At 37.2% G+C, this 17,504-nt stretch carries 15 protein-coding genes; 13 read left to right on the top strand and 2 right to left on the bottom strand.

The features are described from left to right. The first annotated feature begins 20 nt into the window (after nt 1-20). The 8 genes from IPI31_05810 (at nt 21) to IPI31_05775 (ending at nt 10,021) form a co-directional block, all read left to right on the top strand. Nucleotides 21-1,565, top strand: a complete 1,545-nt coding sequence (locus IPI31_05810; GenBank protein MBK7567326.1) for a DUF853 family protein — start codon at nt 21-23, stop codon at nt 1,563-1,565. A 60-nt stretch (nt 1,566-1,625) separates the two neighbouring features. Further along, entirely contained in the window at nt 1,626-2,627 is a 1,002-nt protein-coding gene (locus IPI31_05805; GenBank protein MBK7567325.1) for an OmpA family protein, read from the top strand. Between the two features lie 40 nt (nt 2,628-2,667). After that, complete coding sequence (gene tatC, locus IPI31_05800) at nt 2,668-3,495, top strand: twin-arginine translocase subunit TatC (GenBank protein ID MBK7567324.1); 828 nt, start codon at nt 2,668-2,670, stop codon at nt 3,493-3,495. A gap of 88 nt (nt 3,496-3,583) precedes the next feature. Further along, complete coding sequence (rpiB, locus tag IPI31_05795; GenBank protein MBK7567323.1) at nt 3,584-4,024, top strand: ribose 5-phosphate isomerase B; 441 nt, start codon at nt 3,584-3,586, stop codon at nt 4,022-4,024. A gap of 11 nt (nt 4,025-4,035) precedes the next feature. Continuing rightward, nucleotides 4,036-5,607: a M28 family peptidase gene (locus IPI31_05790; GenBank protein MBK7567322.1), complete on the top strand. Its 1,572-nt coding sequence runs from the start codon at nt 4,036-4,038 to the stop codon at nt 5,605-5,607. Between the two features lie 35 nt (nt 5,608-5,642). After that, the gene (locus IPI31_05785; protein MBK7567321.1) at nt 5,643-7,100 is read left to right on the top strand and encodes a TPM domain-containing protein; all 1,458 of its coding nucleotides are present in this window, start codon (nt 5,643-5,645) and stop codon (nt 7,098-7,100) included. 36 nt (nt 7,101-7,136) lie between these two features. After that, entirely contained in the window at nt 7,137-8,723 is a 1,587-nt protein-coding gene (locus IPI31_05780) for an FAD-dependent oxidoreductase (protein ID MBK7567320.1), read from the top strand. 764 nt (nt 8,724-9,487) lie between these two features. Further along, nucleotides 9,488-10,021, top strand: coding sequence for a hypothetical protein (locus IPI31_05775; GenBank protein ID MBK7567319.1), 534 nt, complete (start codon nt 9,488-9,490; stop codon nt 10,019-10,021). A gap of 208 nt (nt 10,022-10,229) precedes the next feature. Here the strand turns inward: IPI31_05775 and IPI31_05770 are convergent, their stop codons facing one another. Next, on the bottom strand, nt 10,230-11,321 hold the full coding sequence (locus IPI31_05770; GenBank protein ID MBK7567318.1) for a DUF3179 domain-containing protein: 1,092 nt from the start codon (nt 11,319-11,321) through the stop codon (nt 10,230-10,232). A gap of 32 nt (nt 11,322-11,353) precedes the next feature. On the opposite strand from IPI31_05770, the gene IPI31_05765 reads away from it, so the two are divergent. The 5 genes from IPI31_05765 (at nt 11,354) to IPI31_05745 (ending at nt 15,956) form a co-directional block, all read left to right on the top strand. Further along, nucleotides 11,354-11,938, top strand: coding sequence for a nitroreductase (locus tag IPI31_05765; GenBank protein MBK7567317.1), 585 nt, complete (start codon nt 11,354-11,356; stop codon nt 11,936-11,938). Nucleotides 11,939-12,076: 138 nt separating this feature from the next. After that, on the top strand, nt 12,077-12,790 hold the full coding sequence (locus IPI31_05760; protein MBK7567316.1) for a PorT family protein: 714 nt from the start codon (nt 12,077-12,079) through the stop codon (nt 12,788-12,790). A 76-nt stretch (nt 12,791-12,866) separates the two neighbouring features. Continuing rightward, a complete protein-coding gene (gene meaB / locus IPI31_05755) occupies nt 12,867-13,862 on the top strand; it encodes a methylmalonyl Co-A mutase-associated GTPase MeaB (protein ID MBK7567315.1) in 996 nt (331 codons plus the stop codon). 602 nt (nt 13,863-14,464) lie between these two features. Continuing rightward, nucleotides 14,465-14,698, top strand: a complete 234-nt coding sequence (locus IPI31_05750) for a hypothetical protein (GenBank protein ID MBK7567314.1) — start codon at nt 14,465-14,467, stop codon at nt 14,696-14,698. A 115-nt stretch (nt 14,699-14,813) separates the two neighbouring features. Beyond that, nucleotides 14,814-15,956 carry a PLP-dependent transferase gene (locus IPI31_05745; GenBank protein ID MBK7567313.1) on the top strand — a complete coding sequence of 381 codons (1,143 nt, stop codon included), beginning with the start codon at nt 14,814-14,816 and terminating at the stop codon, nt 15,954-15,956. A gap of 868 nt (nt 15,957-16,824) precedes the next feature. Here IPI31_05745 and IPI31_05740 read toward each other — a convergent pair. Continuing rightward, nucleotides 16,825-17,502: a DUF1361 domain-containing protein gene (locus IPI31_05740; GenBank protein MBK7567312.1), complete on the bottom strand. Its 678-nt coding sequence runs from the start codon at nt 17,500-17,502 to the stop codon at nt 16,825-16,827. Between the last annotated feature and the right edge of the window lie 2 nt (nt 17,503-17,504).

Here is a 17,504-nt window from a genome sequence, read left to right as displayed (position 1 = left end):
CAAATTAAATCATTTTTTTCGTGGATAGGACAGAAGAATTTAAACAAAGCATCCTTAACGGTTATAATTTTCAGGGAACATCCATAGTTCTCGGGACTGCTATTTACGAACATCAACCCATAGCCCAAACCCTGGTAAAAGTGCCTTTGCGCATGATGAACAGGCATGGTCTTGTTGCCGGAGCCACGGGAACCGGTAAAACGAAAACGCTTCAGGGAATTGTAGAGCAACTAAGTGATAATGGAGTGGCTGTTCTTATAATGGATATAAAAGGGGATGTGAGCGGAATTGCGATGGAAGGAATTCCGAACCCGAAAATTGACGAACGCATGCAGAAGATCGGCAAGGATTGGAAAGCGAAGGGATATCCTGTGGAACTTATGAGCATAAGCAATGAAACGGGAGTTCGTTTACGCGCAACAATTTCAGAATTTGGACCGGTATTGTTTTCCAAAATTCTCGAATTAAATGATATTCAGGAAGGCGTTGTTTCTCTCGTATTTAAATATTGTGATGATAAAAAATTACCCCTTTTAGACCTTAAAGATTTCAGAAAAACATTAAATTATCTCACCAATGAAGGCAAAAAAGAAATTGAGTCAGATTACGGTGCAATAAGTACTTCAAGTGCCGGCACAATATTGCGCAAGGTAATAGAAATTGAAGAACAGGGAGCAGATCTATTTTTCGGAGAAAAAAGTTTTGAGGTGGAAGATCTTTGCAGAATAAATGATCGCGGTCAGGCTTACATTAATATTTTGCGTTTAACGGATATTCAAAGCAAACCGAAATTATTTTCCACCTTCATGTTGTGTCTGCTTGCGGAGGTATATAATACTTTTCCGGAAATTGGAGATAAGGAAGATCCTAAACTTGTAATTATTATTGATGAGGCACATCTCATTTTTAATGAGGCCAGCAAAAATTTATTGGAGCAAATTCAAACCATAATTAAACTTATTCGATCTAAGGGAGTTGGAATATTTTTCTGTACCCAATTACCAACCGATATTCCGGCAGAAGTTTTATCTCAGTTAGGATTAAAAATTCAACATGCCTTGCGGGCCTTCACAGCAAACGATAGAAAAGCAATAAAATTAACATCCGAAAATTATCCCCTTACAGATTTTTATAAAACAGAAGAATTATTAACAAATCTCGGAATTGGTGAGGCATTAATTACAGCACTTAACGAGAAAGGGTCCCCGGCTCCCTTGGCGCATACATTATTGGTTGCACCACAATCGCGCATGGATATTCTTTCTCCGCAGGAAATGCAAAACCTTATTAGTAATTCAAGTTTGGTAAAAAAATATAATGAGGCCATTGATCGTGAAAGCGCTCATGAAATATTAAACAAAAAGTTAGAGGAAAGTGAAAAACTTGCCGAAAAAGAAAAACAGCTGAAAGAAGAGGAGAAAAAAATTAAACAGGAGGAGCGTGAAAAAAAAGTGAAGGAAAAGAAACAACCACCACTCATAGATAAAACAACCCAACATCAGATCACCCGAACAGTGATCAATGTTTTGGAGCGTGGAATACTCGGTTTATTAAAGAGACGTTAATAACAAGGTTTAAAATATTCAAGAAAAACAAATTATTTTGCAAAACAAAAAATTTAAACTATGAAACAACTTTCGATCATACTCATTGCTGCGGCATTCTACCTTTCTTCCTGCGTACCTGCAATTAAATTTCAGGATGCTGTTGCTGCCCGCGATAAATGTTATCAGGATACAGCAGTGTTGCACAGTCAATTGCGCGCAAAATCAGCTGAAAATGCGGAACTTACCAAAATGGTAAAAAACTATGAAGCGCAGATCAAATTCATGCAAAAGGATTCCGTAGATGTGCATTCGCGTTACGACAATATGGTTAAAGCAAATGAACAATTGCGCCAGATCGAAGATCAATTGAATAACCGTATCAATCAGTTATTAGCCCTATCATCTTCCGAAAATCAGGAATTGCGTGAAGACCTGCAGCTAAAAAGTGATGAACTTATTGCGAAAGAAAAAGAATTGAACAATAAGGAAAAAACCTTATCCGACCAACAAAAAAGTATAGAACAGCTCACTGCCGATCTGGATGCACGTTCAAAAAGGGTGAAAGAATTGGAAGATATTTTAAATAAACAGGAACAAACGGTTACTGACCTCAAAAATACTATTGATAAGGCATTGGCAGGATTTAGTTCCAGCGACCTTACCGTGGAACGCAAAAACGGAAAAGTATATGTTTCGCTAAGTGAAAAGTTATTATTTGCATCGGGAAGCACAGTGGTTGACCCTAAGGGTAAAGATGCCTTGAAAAAGTTGGCTGATGTATTAAAAGCGAATGGCGATATTTCGATAGAAATTGAAGGTCACACTGATAATGTTCCAATGAAAAGTGCAAGTTTTCCGAAAGACAATTGGGATCTCAGTGTATTGCGCGCAACCAGTATTGTTAAAATTCTAACAACAGAAAATGGTCTGGATGCAAAAAGAGTAATTGCAGAAGGACGCGGAGAATTTTTTCCTGTTGCTGATAATTCAACAACAGAAGGCAAAGCAAAAAATCGCCGTACAGAAATTATCCTGAGTCCTAATTTGGATGCATTGTACAATCTGATCAACAGTAAATAATTTATTAAAATATAATTTAACGCTCATCTCCGATATTTGAATGGCCGCTATAAAAGTTAAGAAAGACGAGATGTCGTTTATGGAACACCTGGAGGATCTCCGGTGGCATATAGTGCGTATAGTAGTGGTTATTGTACTATTATCAATAGTATTTTTAATTTATCCCGAATTTATTTTTGATAAAATTATTCTGGCTCCTAAAAATCCGGATTTTATCACTTATAAGATATTTTGTAATGTCGGCGATCGTTTTAATATAGATGGATTGTGTTATACCACTTTAGATTATAAATTGTTTTATCTGAATTTATCCTCCCCATTTTTCTTATATATTAAAATTGCCTTTATGGGAGGGGTGATTTTCGCCTTCCCTTATATTTTGTGGGAGATATGGAGATTTGTGAAACCTGCTTTATTGAGTCACGAAAAAATGAATTTAGGTGGTGCAGTATTTATTGCAACACTATTATTTTATATAGGTGCGTTTTTCGGATATTTTTTATTAGCACCCTTTTCCATCAATTTTCTCGCAACATTTACTTTGAGCGATCAAATTGAAAATCAGTTCACCTTCGATTCATACCTCGGTATTTTAACAGGGATGATATTATGGACCGGACTTATTTTCGAAATTCCGATGATCGCATATTTTCTTGCGAAATTGGGATTATTGGGAAGAGAATTTCTGGCTAATAACAGAAAATATGCATTCATTATTTCTCTAGTTTTAGCAGCAATAATTACACCTTCAGGCGATGCTTTCAGTTTGTTTTTAGTAGCTACTCCACTGTGGGTGTTATACGAGGTAAGCATAGTGGTTGTTATGGTGGTGGAGCGGAAAAGAAAAAAGGCGCTGGACAATGCTTAAAACTAAAATGTGACATATTTTAGTTTGCGTACTTTGTTAATATGTGTAAGACTTTAAATCTTTTCGATACTTCTGTTAACTTTGTTGCATGCAACCCAAAATCATCGCAATCGGCTGCGACCATGCAGGTTTTCCATATAAGGAAGCTGTGATCAATTATTTAAAAGCGCAAGGATATCGCGTTGTCGATTTCGGAACGCATTCTCTCGACTCTGTTGATTATCCCGACTTTGTTCATCCTCTTGCAAAAAGTATTGAAGCGGGAGAATCTGATATGGGAATTGTAATTTGCGGAAGTGGTAATGGCGTTTGTATAACTGCAAATAAACATGCAAAAATAAGAGCTGCAATGGTTTGGCGGGAAGATGTTTCTGCACTTGCACGCCAACACAACAATGCAAATGTTATTTGTATTCCTGCCAGATTTATTTCGCTGGAGGAAGCAATTCAATTTATCTCTGTTTTTCTAACCACCGAATTTGAAGGAGGAAGACATCAAAAACGGGTGGATAAAATTTCTGATCTGTGATATCTCCTTGTATGAAAAGTATTTCTTTATTGTTGATCTCCTGCATTTTATTTGCAATAAATATTTTTGCCCAAACAGAAGATCTTGGAGTTAAGTATGCAAACACCATTACTTCTTCTGAATTAAAAGAACACCTTTCAGTATTAGCCGGCGATTATTTTGAAGGACGGGAAACCGGAACAAAAGGATTGGTTATGGCTGCGGAATATATTTCAGGTCAATTACAAAAATCAGGTATACCTCCTCTAAAAAAAATTGGTGGCTATTATCAGGACTATCCAATAATGGAATATGGTTGGGAAACATCCACAATTGCCGATAAAAATAATTTATTTGGTTTAATGAATGATTTTTATGGATATATAACATCAAATAATTCATTATCATTCACAGCGGAAGAGATCGTTTTTTTGGGTTATGGAATAGACGATTCTCTTTACAGCGATTACAAAGATTTTAATGCTAAAGACAAAATAATTTTAGTAGCTTACGGAGAACCATTTAAAAACGGCAAATCATTGATCACCGGTTCTGATACGCTTTCATCCTGGACAAAAGATTGGAGGAAAAAAGTAAATGCAGCAACAAAACACGGAGCAAAATGTATTTTAATGATAGACCCGAATTTTGCCGAAATTGTTTCTGATCCTCAATGGCGCAACTTTTTAGAGGGAAGTTTATTAAAATTGAAATCGGAATACAAACAGGCGGATTATGTAAATAATCTTTTTATTTCGCAAGCTATGGCGGAAAAGTTATTGGGAAAGAAAAAGAAATCGTTACAAAAATCTATAGATAAAATAAATGAGACCGGGCAACCTGAAAGTTTTAGTTACAATACAACAATAATATTTAATCTTGTTAAAGCAGAACGCATTGTGTTTGCTGATAATGTGATAGGGTATATAGAAGGAACAGATCTTAAAGAAGAAGTGCTTGTAATATCTGCCCACTACGATCATTTAGGAAAACAGGGAGATATTATTTACAACGGGGCAGATGATGATGGCTCCGGAACAGTTGGAATTATGGAAATTGCCGAGGCAATGATGAGTGCAAAAATAAATGACGAAGGCCCGCGCAGAAGTATATTATTTATTGCATTTTCCGGAGAAGAAAAAGGATTGTTGGGGTCAAAGGCCTATGCTGAAAATCCGGTTTTTCCAATGGAAAATACTGTCGCCGATCTCAACATTGATATGATTGGTCGCGTAGATGAAAAACATAAAAATGATTCTAATTATGTATACATAATCGGTTCCGATTTTTTAAGCACTGGTTTACACAGTATCAACGAGGCAGCGGCAAAAACGTATACAAATCTTACTTTAGATTACACATATAACAATACTGAAGACCCAAATCGTTTTTATTACAGAAGCGACCATTACAATTTTGCAAAAAACAATGTACCGGTTATATTTTATTTTAATGGAACGCATGCCGACTACCATAAACCAAGCGACGATATTGAAAAGATAAATTTCGACCTGTTGGCAGAAAGAACAAAATTAGTATTCTATACATTATGGATTCTGGCCAATCAGGATGTGAGAATAAAAGTGGATGTACTACAGGAATAAAAAAAATCGTATTTTAATGCCCTTAAATCAACACAATGATAAGGAGCACACTTTGCCTGTTTCTGATATTTTTTACGGTTAATTTATTTGCGCAAACCGTCCATACTGTTGAATCTATCCCCAACCCTAAAACTTCCTATGGAGGGCTTGTAAGTAATCCGGATAACGTTTTAAGCGCCTCAGCGGTATCCACTATAAATCAATTACTACTTGCTTTGGAGGACTCTACCACTGCACAGGTTGCTGTTGCGGTTGTAAATTCCATCGGTGATAAGGTGCCGGGTGATTTCAGAACTCAATTATTCAGATATTGGGGGATAGGGCAACAGGAAAATAATAATGGTTTACTGATATTATTGGTAATGGATCAGCGCAGAATGGAATTTGAAGTTGGGTATGGTCTAGAAGGAATTTTAACGGATGCTGTCTGCAAACGAATTCAGGAAGAATACATGGTACCTCTTGCTAAAGAAGGCCGATTCGACGATTGTGTGCTTGCAGGTGTTAATGAAGTAATTAAAATTTTATCCGATCCTATTTATCGCGAAGATGTTTTGGCCGAAAGTTTAAATGAATACGGATATAAGCCCTGGTGGAGGGAAAATGCAAGCATAGTAGGATTATTTATATTCGGAGCCTTGTATTTAATTGGTGCAATTGGCGGATTTGCAGGTCAAAAAAAACGACTAAAATCGGCTCCCGCATATGTTAAAAACAATGCGGATGAAAATTATCTTAAAACGAAATTTTTAGCTTTAAATATAGGTGTACCTGGCGCCTTTTTAGCCTGGCAGGAAATTGCCGGTTCTGTGCGAATATTTGAGGCGGCAATATTTATTTATGGATTTATTATGGTGTTACTGGTGGAAAAAAGATTTCGTGTAAATAAATATATTTTTAAAGAAACAGCAAACAAATTACCACAGGAGACCTATAATTTATTAGCTAAATCGCATAGCAAAGGTTGGCTGGCAAGTACGATATTATTTCCTTTACCTTTTATTTTTTATAGTTTGTTCAACAGAAATAGAATGAAAGAACTGCGCAACACTCCTCCATTAAGTGCAGATGGAACGGCTAACCTGAATAAATTAAATGAAATTGCAGATGATGGTTTTTTAGAGGCATTTCAATTAACAGAAGAGAAATTAAGATCAGTTGATTATGATGTTTGGAAACATCCAATTACGAATGAAATAAAAATATTTCGTTACGAAAATTATTTCAGCAAATACAGCGCCTGTCCGAAATGCACTGCCAAGGCATATCTCATGACAAAAAACGAAACCTTATCCTCTCCAACCTACGAATCAACGGGAACTGGACAAAAAACATATGTTTGTTCATCTTGTAGTTACACAACCAAAAGTACTTATACCATTCCAAAACGCACACGTTCAAGTTCATCGGGAAGTGGCAGTTCGGGAGGAGGAGGTGGTGGTAGTTTCGGTGGAGGAAGTTCAGGCGGCGGCGGTGGCGGAAGCAGTTGGTGATATATTAAATACTGCTTTTTATTCTAAAATAATTGTATGCATTCAAAAAAACGCAGAATTGCGAAAACGAATTTATTAAATACTTTACAAAAAGCCTTTCATCTTAATGCACAAAGTGCACGACAAGATATTCCTGTTGATGAGATCAGGGAGACACAAAAGATATCACGAAGGAAATTTATTGAAACAACAGGGAAAGCAGCCTTATTAACAACAATTGGAGCTTCTGCATTTTTGCAAGCATGTACATCAAAAAATAAACCCGAAATAGTAATTGTAGGAGCAGGTATTGCGGGATTAAATGCAGCACACACATTAAAAAAAGCAGGTTATCTCCCCAAAATTTACGAAGCATCCCCCAGAACCGGAGGAAGAATCTATACTGCAGTTGATATGCTTGCTCCGGGATTGACAACAGAACTAGGAGGAGAGTTTATCGACTCCACGCACGATGATATTTTCGCTTTAATTAAACAATTTGACCTTCCTTTAATTGATACCTTTGTTGAATCAGAAAAAAATTTGACGCATGCCTGTTATTATTTCGACGGACAAATAATTAAAGATGAAGATATCCTTCAATTATTTTTTCCCTTTACCGATCAGATACAAAAGGATATTGATTCTTTGAGTAATGTTATTTCCTATAAAACATATAATGAAAATGATCTCCGTTTGGATCAGCTTTCCATCGCTGATTATCTAACAGGAATTGGTATTTCCGGATTATTATATAAATTATTGGATGTTGCATATACCACAGAATATGGATTAGACATTGCAGAACAATCTGCGATCAACTTTTTATTATTGATGGATCCGGGAATGAAGGAAGAATTCTATTATTCAGGATATAGCGATGAACGATATAAAATTTCCGGAGGCAATCAATTAATTACCGATAATTTAACCCGGACCTTGCAATATCAATTAAATATGGGTTATGCTTTGGAGGCAATTCATACTAAAAATGAAGGAGATAAAATTGTATTGGATTTTATTAAAGCAGGTGGAGCTACTGAAAGTGTAACTGCGGATTTTGCAATTATTACAGTGCCATTTACAATACTAAAAAACATTAAAATAGACTATCCCTTATCTCCCCCAAAAATAAAAGCAATTAATGAAATGGGTTATGGAAAAAATGCAAAATTCTTTTTGGGGTTTGAAAAAAGAATTTGGCGCGAACAAGGTTTTACAGGTTTTGCATTTGGTGATGAAGCAATTCAATGTGGCTGGGATAATAGTCAGCTACAAAAATCGGAAAGAGCAGGTTATACCATTTTTACCGGTGGAAAAGAAAGTGATATTCTGTTAACCGGAACTGATAAAGAACACGCCGATCGTTTTTTACAAGGGATAAATCAATTCTTTCCCGATGTAAAATCATTTTATAATAATACCTCTGCAAAATTTCACTGGCCCACCTACAATTATTCCAAAGCCAGTTATACCTGTTTCAAACCCGGCCAATACACCACCATAGAAGGAGCACAATCGGAACCCAATGGCAATATTTATTTCGCTGGTGAACATTGCAGCTTCGATTTTCAAGGATTTATGAATGGAGCGGCGATGACGGGGAGAATTGCGGCGGAGGGGATTTTGAAAAAGTTAACGTAGTTCAGAGTTCTGGGTTCTGAGTTCTGGGTTCTGAGTTCTGGCTTACTCACCACTGACCACTCACCACTCTCCAAATGGTCATTAGTCAGGAGTCAAGTGTTTATCTTCGCATCATGCTCCACGGACTAAAGTCCGTTGTTACAAAATGTTTCGTCCCTTCGGGACTTTTTGGTTGGTTTTAACCGGAGAGTTCAACTCAAATCAAAAACAGCAAATGGGAGCGTTCGATTTCGTTCGGTTTTAAATTAAATTTTCAATTCGAAGCGAAAATCACCAATGTTACAAACTGCGACTGTGACTGCGACAGGCCCCCAACCCCATAGGGGAGTTTTCGATTTCGTTCGAATAAAAATACATCTTCAATTCGAAGCAATAATCTCCAATGTTACAAACTGCCCACTGCCCACTGTTGACTGCCACAGGCCCCCAACCCCATAGGGGAGTTTTCGATTTCGTTCGAATAAAAATACATCTTCAATTCGAAGCAATAATCTCCAATGTTACAAACTGCCCACTGCCCACTGTTTACTGCCACAGGCCCCCAACCCCATAGGGGAGTTTTCGATTTCGTTCGAATAAAAATACATCTTCAATTCGAAGCAATAATCTCCAATGTTACAAACTGCCCACTGCCCACTGTTTACTGTTTACTGAGACTGCCACTGCTACTAATAACTCCACTTACTATCGTATTTTTACCACCACAAAATAACGCCCACCCAACCCGTGGCATTATTCTTGTTTTTGAGCCAAAAAATATAATTATGAAAGCCATTACTACTTTTTCGATCGTATTATCCCTTTTTCTGACATCTTGCACGATCAATCTGAGTCCTTATACTTCCTCCACGCAGGCAAAAACGAATTTTAATGAGGATCAATTAAAGAAGGTGCAGTTTTATTTGGAAGGAACAATAACTCTTTACAGAGAATTAGGAACATCTGAAACAGAGATCACCTCCGGAGAAATTCAAATAGTTAACGGAAAAAAAGTAGAGCAGATCGTAATTGCAACCGGAACTCCGGGAGTTGTTGTTAAGGCCGAAAGTAAGGACGTTTTTCTTATCAGTTTCGATACCGATGGAAGTTATCTCCGTTTTGGTGCTAACAGCGATTATTCCGGTCGTTATACCATGATGGCAAAAAGTTGGGAGGGCAGAACTGGAATTATAGAATACGCAGGCAAAGAATATAAATCTACCTCAGAAAGTATTTATGCTTATCTCAGCGTGAATATGAAAAAAATTGATAATACTTCGGTTGAAAGTAAAACGGCAGGTGGAAGAACGATTGAATGAGTGATGAGTTATGCCCGCCCGGATGACCCGGTCGGACGGGAATAATGAGTTTGTTTAATCTTAGATGATAACTCACAGTTGCTTTTAAAAAATGTTCAAATTGTAGAGATGCAATGCATTGCGTCTCTACAATTTGAACATTTTTTAACGATGAACTCAGAACCCAGAACACTGAACTCAGAACCCAGAACACTGAACTCAGAACCCGTCACTCAAACCCCACTTCCGGATAAAACGCATACCAAGCAAACCAATAAGCAGTAAATCCATTCAATACAGTTAATTGATTTCCTTTTTTATCTCCTTCAACACAATTTCCAAAAGCATCGTAAATATTTCCGGAGTCGTCTTTAAATACGCCGGGTAGTTTATTATTTATTGAAGAATATTTTATATTTTCTTTATTTTCAAATGCATTCATAAAATTATCGCGTTCGCTTCCTACCACAATAATATTTTTATTAAATATGGTATCATTTAAAATTCTAACTCCACCTTTAAAATTATTAAAGCGATAACATTTTGCTTTTTTACCTTCTATAATTCCGAATAACCTTTCTTTCTGAAATAAGGTATCACTTTCGTATTGCACCTCAAAATAAATATTTTCATTTTCCCTATAAGCATCATAAGGATATTCCAAATAATTGCGCGACATTCCGGTTTCGGTGGAAAGTACTTTACTGGTAGGATATAATTTTTTCCAGGTTTCCCAACTTGTTTCTATCACAGGAAATGTTTCTGCAGTACTATCCATTAATTCACCATTCACGCATAATTGTTTCATCTGACACCAAGCGGAACGGGTTGTTCTGTCGTAGGGAATTATATTGCTGTTGAACAACATTCCCGAAACACCAAAATCGGTGAGTTTACCATTTATTTCACGATTCCATGCCATGCCGGACCCGGTTAGGGGACAATAATTAATGGCGATCTTTTTTCCATCCAGTTCATCATTTACGATCTCGTGCCAATTTAAAATTGCGTGAGGATAACATTTTATCTCATTCCCTATTTTTAATCCTATCACCAGGTCTTCATCCGAAAGAAAATCAACTGCATCCACATCAATAAATTTCGGATCATCAATGGACCGAATACAATCCAATCGCTCGCAACCGGATTCCACTAATTCGAGGTCGATGCGCCAGGTGTCGTACACTTTTTTTTCTGTAGATTCTATCTTTTCATCCCCAGTTGTATTTTTTTCACTTTTACAGGAATTAAAAAATAAAAACAATGGTATTGTTACAAACCATAAAATGGACCGGAGATTTATTGTAAATTTCTGTTGCATATTTGTGCCGTAAAATTAAGATCAAAAATAATATGAACTATAATACAAGCGAGATCGACCATCTCATAAGAAACAGAAGATCCATAAAACCGGAAAAATATACCGGCGAAAGAGTGCAGGATGAAATCATCAAAAAAATGATCGAAAATGCGAGCTGGGCACCAAATCACGGCAAAACCGAACCCTGGAAATTTGTGGTATTCACCAATAATGGGTTACAGGAATTTGCTGAATTTCAGGCAACAACCTACAAAAACATCACCCCTCCCGATCAGTTCATTGAAGCAAAATACCAGAAATTTTTATCTGTTCCGCTATTGTGTTCTCATATAATAATGATAGTGATGACACGTCAGGAAAGTGGTAAAATTCCATTGAACGAAGAAATTTGCGCCGTTGCATGTGCTGTTCAAAATATGTTGCTCACTGCTACTGCAAATAATATAGGTGCCTACTGGAGCACAGGTGGTATGACTTACAAGGACGCCATGCGTGGCTTTTTACAATTGGGAGATAATGATCTCTGCCTTGGAATGGTATATGTAGGAAATTTCACCGAAGAAGTAATGCCGGCAACAAGAATTTCGGTTGAAAATAAAACGGTCTGGGTGGGATGAAAAAATATCACAACTCGGAAAATGAAAAGGGATACTTTATCGTTTTTCACATCTGAGTTGTGAATGCAGGTCGCCATAACCGATTAATTCTTTACTTTTACACCCATTATTGATATTTGTGCTGATAAAATAAAATTCATGAAAAAGATCATACTGCCTTTATTTTTGTTATTAACTATAAATTCCCTTTTTGGGCAAACGGATACTACGGTTGTTGCTCCAACTACTGAGTTAGAGGATGATGATCCATCCAGAGACCGTATCATCATGAATGTGCATTGGGACGGTTGGTTAGGTGCCCCTGACTCCTTTAATGTGAAAGGATTGTCGAGCGGAGTAGGTTTTCATTTCTTTTACGATATCCCTTTAGGTAGCGATAATGTGAGTTTTGCAGTGGGTGCCGGTTTCAGCTGGTCAAATTATTTTAACAATTCCCGTTTTGATTATGATACTGCCGGAAATACCTATCCAATTAAATTTGATGATACCATAACCTGGAAAAGAAATAAGTTCGTGATCAATTATTTTGAGGTTCCTTTGGAATTCAGGTTCAGAACCAATGAAAAGAACGGAAACCGTTTTAAGGCGGCGATCGGATTTAAGGCCGGTTATGTTTTAACAAATCACACCAAATTTGTTGGCGACGACTGGGTTTCTCCAAGCGACGATGAGATTAAATACAAACAATACCGTGTAAAAAATCTATCTAATTTACAATATGGTCCAACACTGCGACTGGGATATTCAAAGGTGAATATTGAGGCTTATTACGGTTTGGCACCTATATTTTCTGATGGGAAAGGTCCGGCAGGAAACCCGCTTACAGTGGGCATTTCGTTTAATCCCTTCTGATAAAAATAATATTTGTTTATAAATCCTCCCCCTTATTCGGTGGGAGGATTTTATTTTTATAGCATATTTACCTTTCTTGAAAGAACTTGATCAATTAAGTGCTAATGAATTTGTGACCGGAATCTTGTCCGGCGACAAAGTTATTATTGCCCGAGCCATCACTTTATTAGAGAGTAATGCTCCAAATCAAAGAAATAAAGCACTTGAAATTATGGAACTCTGTTTGCCACATTCAGGTAATTCCATTCGAATTGGAATAACAGGGTCGCCAGGTGTAGGAAAAAGTACCTTTATTGAGGCTTTAGGAAATCAATTTTTGCAGGAAAATAAAAAACTTGCAGTGCTGGCAATTGATCCTTCCAGCAAAAAAAGTAAGGGCAGCATTTTAGGCGACAAAACCCGGATGCAGGAATTGTCGAAACATGAAAACGTTTTTATTCGCCCAACTCCTGCAGGAACTACAATAGGAGGAGTTGCTTCTTCCACCAGAGAATGTATGATAATTCTGGAAGCCGCGGGTTATGAAATAATTATGGTGGAAACTGTGGGTGTAGGACAAAGTGAAACGGCAGTTTATGATATCACCGATGTTTTTATTCTGCTTTTACTTGCCGGCGCCGGTGATGAATTACAGGGAATTAAAAGAGGAATTATGGAAATGGCAGATATTATTCTCATCAATAAAAGTGATGGAGATAATATGGAAAAAGCAAAAATTGCCAGAGCTGATGTTGAGCGTGCAATTCATTTATATCAACCTAAGGATTCTGGTTGGCAAACTACTACGGAGATATGTTCTGCCGTTTCCGGATTAAATCTCGAAACAATTAAAAATTTGATCGATTCGTATATTAAAACCGTTACTCAAAACGGATATTTTAAAACACGCAGGAAACAACAATTCAAGCAGTGGTTCAATGAAGATCTGAATAATAAACTGCTTCAACATTTTCACCAAAACCCATCCTTCCGCACACTTCTCGCAGAGCAGGAAATTAAAATTGAAAATGGAGAAATTTTACCTCCAAAAGCAGTGCAATTGTTGTTACAACAGTTTCTAACCAAGTTATAAAAAGTTGTTTCTCGCAGAGTTGTTTTTTCTATAGGATGTGTTTGTTTCCCGCAGAGGGTGCAGAGGGGCAGAGTTTGCAGAGCTATATTTTCCCTGCCGGGAAAAAAGTTTTTGTGATGGGATTTTAAACTTTGGTCTTATTATTATTTTGTTTCTTTCCATTTATTTCCTCTTAAATCAATCTGATTTTTTTTTAACCAATAACTTTTAAAAAATAAATCTTCAAAATCTCTCAAGAGATTTTATCATCCCACAAACTCTGCGACCCCTGCACCTCTGCCCTCTCTGCGGGAAATTTTTTCCCATTAAATATCACAACAAAATCTCTTCAGAAATTTTTTCACCCCACAAACTCTGCATCCCCTGCCCCTCTGCGACCTCTGCGGGAAATTTTTTTCCATTAAATACCACAACAAAATCTCTTCAGAGATTTTTTCACCTCACAAACTCTGCGTCCTCTGCACTTCTGCGAACTCTGCGTGAAACCCTTCACCATTCTGACCTCTGCAGGAGATTGACGAAAATCACCATTTTGTTTGATTTAGGTCAGTACTTGAGCTTTTAAATCACCGCACTTTTACATCAACAAACAACAAAAAACTATGAACTTCAATCCAAATTTAAAATTCGACGAAATAATTGTCAGATACGGCATTATGATAGTGCTTGGAATTATAGGTGGCATGTTGCACAACTACTGGTTTGTAATGCCTGTAATGGCCATTTTTTTAACAGCCATTTTGGGATGGTGCCCGGTTAAAGCCTATTTTACTGCTAAAAGAGAAAAAACCTCTTCAAAAGATAATACGTTTTTACAACACAAAACGGCGCATTAATAAAAAATTATTGATGACCGTTATGGTTGTCTTTTCTTTGAGTATGCCTGAATAAATAATCCGCCATCCGGCGGATTATTTTTTTGTACAATTTTACCTTACTTTACCTCCAATTATGGATATTTCATACATACTCAATATTTTGGGGGAGGATAGAGAACAGTATTCCAATGCCGTTGCTCCACCCATTTTTCAAACCAGCAATTTCGCCTTTAAAACAGTAGCTGATTTCCGACTTGCCACAAAAAATGAATTAATAAGTCATTTATATACCCGAGGAAATAATCCAACCACAGAAATAGTCCGAAAAAAAATTGCTGCTTTAGAAGGCACTGATGATTGTCTTTTATTTTCAAGCGGAGTAGCTGCAATTTCTGCAACAATATTTCACTGCGTTAAAGCAGGTGATCATATTATTTGTATCGAAAGTCCCTACAGCTGGACCGAATATTTACTCAAAAACATTTTACCCGGATACGGAATTACGTCAACCTTTGTTGATGGAAAAAATACAGAAGAAATTACCAAAGCAATTCAACCAAATACAAAATTAATTTTTCTCGAGAGTCCGAATACATTTTGGTTCGACTTGCAAGATCTCAAAGCCATTTGTGATATTGCCCGATCAAAAAATATTATAACTGCAATTGATAATAGTTATTGCACGCCATTATATCAGCAATCGCATTTATTGGGAGTGGATATTATTTGTCACACCGCAACAAAATATTTATCCGGACACAGCGATGTTCTTGCAGGCGTAATTTGTGCAAATCAGGAACATATAAACAGTATTTTTAAAAATGAATATATGACTTACGGAGCAGTGCTTTCTCCGAACGATGCATGGTTATTTCTGCGAGGATTAAGAACCTTGCCATTGCGTTTAGAAAAAAGTGTTTCCAATGCAGAAAAATTAATCAGCTGGTTGGAAAAACATCCTAAAATTGAAAAAATTATTTATCCTTTTCACAATTCCCATCCACAATTTGAACTCGCAAAAAAGCAAATGAAACGCGGTGGTGGATTATTCGCAGTATTATTAAAAACCCAGGACAAACAAAAAATAGAATCCTTTTGTGATAATTTAAAACGCTTTTTACTTGCAGTAAGCTGGGGCGGATACGAATCGCTTGTGTTTCCTGCATGCATAAAAGAAGGTGGAACTTACCCTGTAAATTTTGTGAGATTTTATACAGGATTGGAAGAGGTGGAGGTTTTGATCGAGGATATTGAACAGGCGTTGGAGGGGGTTTGAAAGGGTTGGCAGGGTTAGCAAGGTTTACAGGGTTATCAAGGTTGCAAAGGTTTAGTGCGGAGGAAAATCATTCGGGTGAGAGTTCCGATTGACTTTTTTATTTTTTGATTGTTATTTATTATTCATCACAGTTAATTCGGAGCGATATCTTCAGGCTTTACTCCGATTATTTTTCATTATTATTCCTTGTTTAATTCTGAGCAATATTTCCTGGGTAGACTATCCGATCAGTGTTCTATATTCCTTGTTCGTTATTCGATATTTTTGATATGGGTTTTAATACGGAGCGACTGAGGCTCTCGCTCCCAGCGAGGGTCTCAGTAGTGGTAATTCCCCACCCGAAGCGACTGAGGCTCTCGCTCCCAGCGATGGTCTCAGTAATGGTAATTCCCCACCCGGAGCGACGGAGGCTCTCGCTCCCAGAGAGGGTCTAAGTAGTGGTAATTCCCCACCAGGAGCGACGGAGGCTCTCGCTCCCAGCGAGGGTCTCAGTAGTGGTAATTCCCCACCCGGAGCGACGGAGGCTATCGCTCCCAGCGAGGGTCTAAGTAGTGGTAATTCCCCACCCGAAGCGACTGAGGCTCTCGCTCCCAGCGAGGGTCTCAGTAATGGTATCACGAAAAAAACGGAGGGACTAAGGCTCTCATTTCGAGCGAGGTTTTTTTGTGGATTTTTACCTTTATTGAGACCTTCGCTGGGAGCGAAAGCCTCAATATTTTCCAGTGATACCCCGAAAAAAACGGAGCGACGGAGGCTCTGGATCTGAGCAAGGTTTTATTTTGGGTTTTTACCTTTATGGAGAACTTAATGGCTTCCAAATCATAATGGAATTAAATTGGTGTTTTGATTATTTTGTTTAAATTTAAAATTAATCCTTCTGTGAAGTAACCCTCCCAAAAGAAAACATCTTCAAATAAACAATTGTCAAAAACGCGGCAAATAAGATTGCTACTGAAAACATTTGCATTACATTATTGGTATTCGAAATAATATTGATGAATTCTTTAAACAGGTTACCGGGTTGAGTAACTATTTCCCAACTGTTCCAGCGCGCATATCTCCCGAAATAAATTCCTATTCCTCCAACAAAAAATGTGGAGAAAAGTATAAATATATTCACTACGGGATTCTTTCGGAAAGCAAATCGTGTGTGCATTTTCTTTAAGGAATAAAAACACAACAATAATCCACACCAGGCAAAAGAGAGCAACATAATGAGATCGTACCACATGGGCATGGAAGGGAATTCTGAAAGATGATAAATATCAGTGATCATATATGCTGCATTTGGAAAAAAAATCAGCCATAGGAAAAATAGTATCATCTTACCAATGGTATTTTTCTTTTTTGGAATTTTTACCAGGTAGTGTGCAAAAATATAAGGCAACCATGCAAGAATCAAATTAATTCCCATGAAACGATATTCAAAGGTACCTGTGTAAACCATGCGCACAATAAGCACGGCAAAACAAAATAGAGAAAGCAAAGGAAGATATAATTTTTCTTCACTTAAGATCACTTTTTGAGAAAGATGAACAATTTTCATAT

Source organism: Bacteroidota bacterium (assembly GCA_016706865.1).
Lineage (GTDB): Bacteria > Bacteroidota > Bacteroidia > Chitinophagales > BACL12 > UBA7236.
Note: the sequence above shows the minus strand (reverse complement) of the source record. Positions and strands in the feature narration are given on the sequence as shown.

What these genes read in the sequence shown, in the direction of transcription:
- IPI31_05805 (MBK7567325.1), top strand. Translation starts at nt 1,626, where the DNA reads ATGAAACAACTTTCGATCATACTCATTGCTGCGGCATTCTACCTTTCT.
- tatC (MBK7567324.1), top strand. Translation starts at nt 2,668, where the DNA reads ATGGCCGCTATAAAAGTTAAGAAAGACGAGATGTCGTTTATGGAACAC.
- rpiB (MBK7567323.1), top strand. Translation starts at nt 3,584, where the DNA reads ATGCAACCCAAAATCATCGCAATCGGCTGCGACCATGCAGGTTTTCCA.
- IPI31_05790 (MBK7567322.1), top strand. Translation starts at nt 4,036, where the DNA reads ATGAAAAGTATTTCTTTATTGTTGATCTCCTGCATTTTATTTGCAATA.
- IPI31_05785 (MBK7567321.1), top strand. Translation starts at nt 5,643, where the DNA reads ATGATAAGGAGCACACTTTGCCTGTTTCTGATATTTTTTACGGTTAAT.
- IPI31_05780 (MBK7567320.1), top strand. Translation starts at nt 7,137, where the DNA reads ATGCATTCAAAAAAACGCAGAATTGCGAAAACGAATTTATTAAATACT.
- IPI31_05775 (MBK7567319.1), top strand. Translation starts at nt 9,488, where the DNA reads ATGAAAGCCATTACTACTTTTTCGATCGTATTATCCCTTTTTCTGACA.
- IPI31_05770 (MBK7567318.1), bottom strand. Translation starts at nt 11,321, where the DNA reads ATGCAACAGAAATTTACAATAAATCTCCGGTCCATTTTATGGTTTGTA.
- IPI31_05765 (MBK7567317.1), top strand. Translation starts at nt 11,354, where the DNA reads ATGAACTATAATACAAGCGAGATCGACCATCTCATAAGAAACAGAAGA.
- IPI31_05760 (MBK7567316.1), top strand. Translation starts at nt 12,077, where the DNA reads ATGAAAAAGATCATACTGCCTTTATTTTTGTTATTAACTATAAATTCC.
- IPI31_05750 (MBK7567314.1), top strand. Translation starts at nt 14,465, where the DNA reads ATGAACTTCAATCCAAATTTAAAATTCGACGAAATAATTGTCAGATAC.
- IPI31_05745 (MBK7567313.1), top strand. Translation starts at nt 14,814, where the DNA reads ATGGATATTTCATACATACTCAATATTTTGGGGGAGGATAGAGAACAG.
- IPI31_05740 (MBK7567312.1), bottom strand. Translation starts at nt 17,502, where the DNA reads ATGAAAATTGTTCATCTTTCTCAAAAAGTGATCTTAAGTGAAGAAAAA.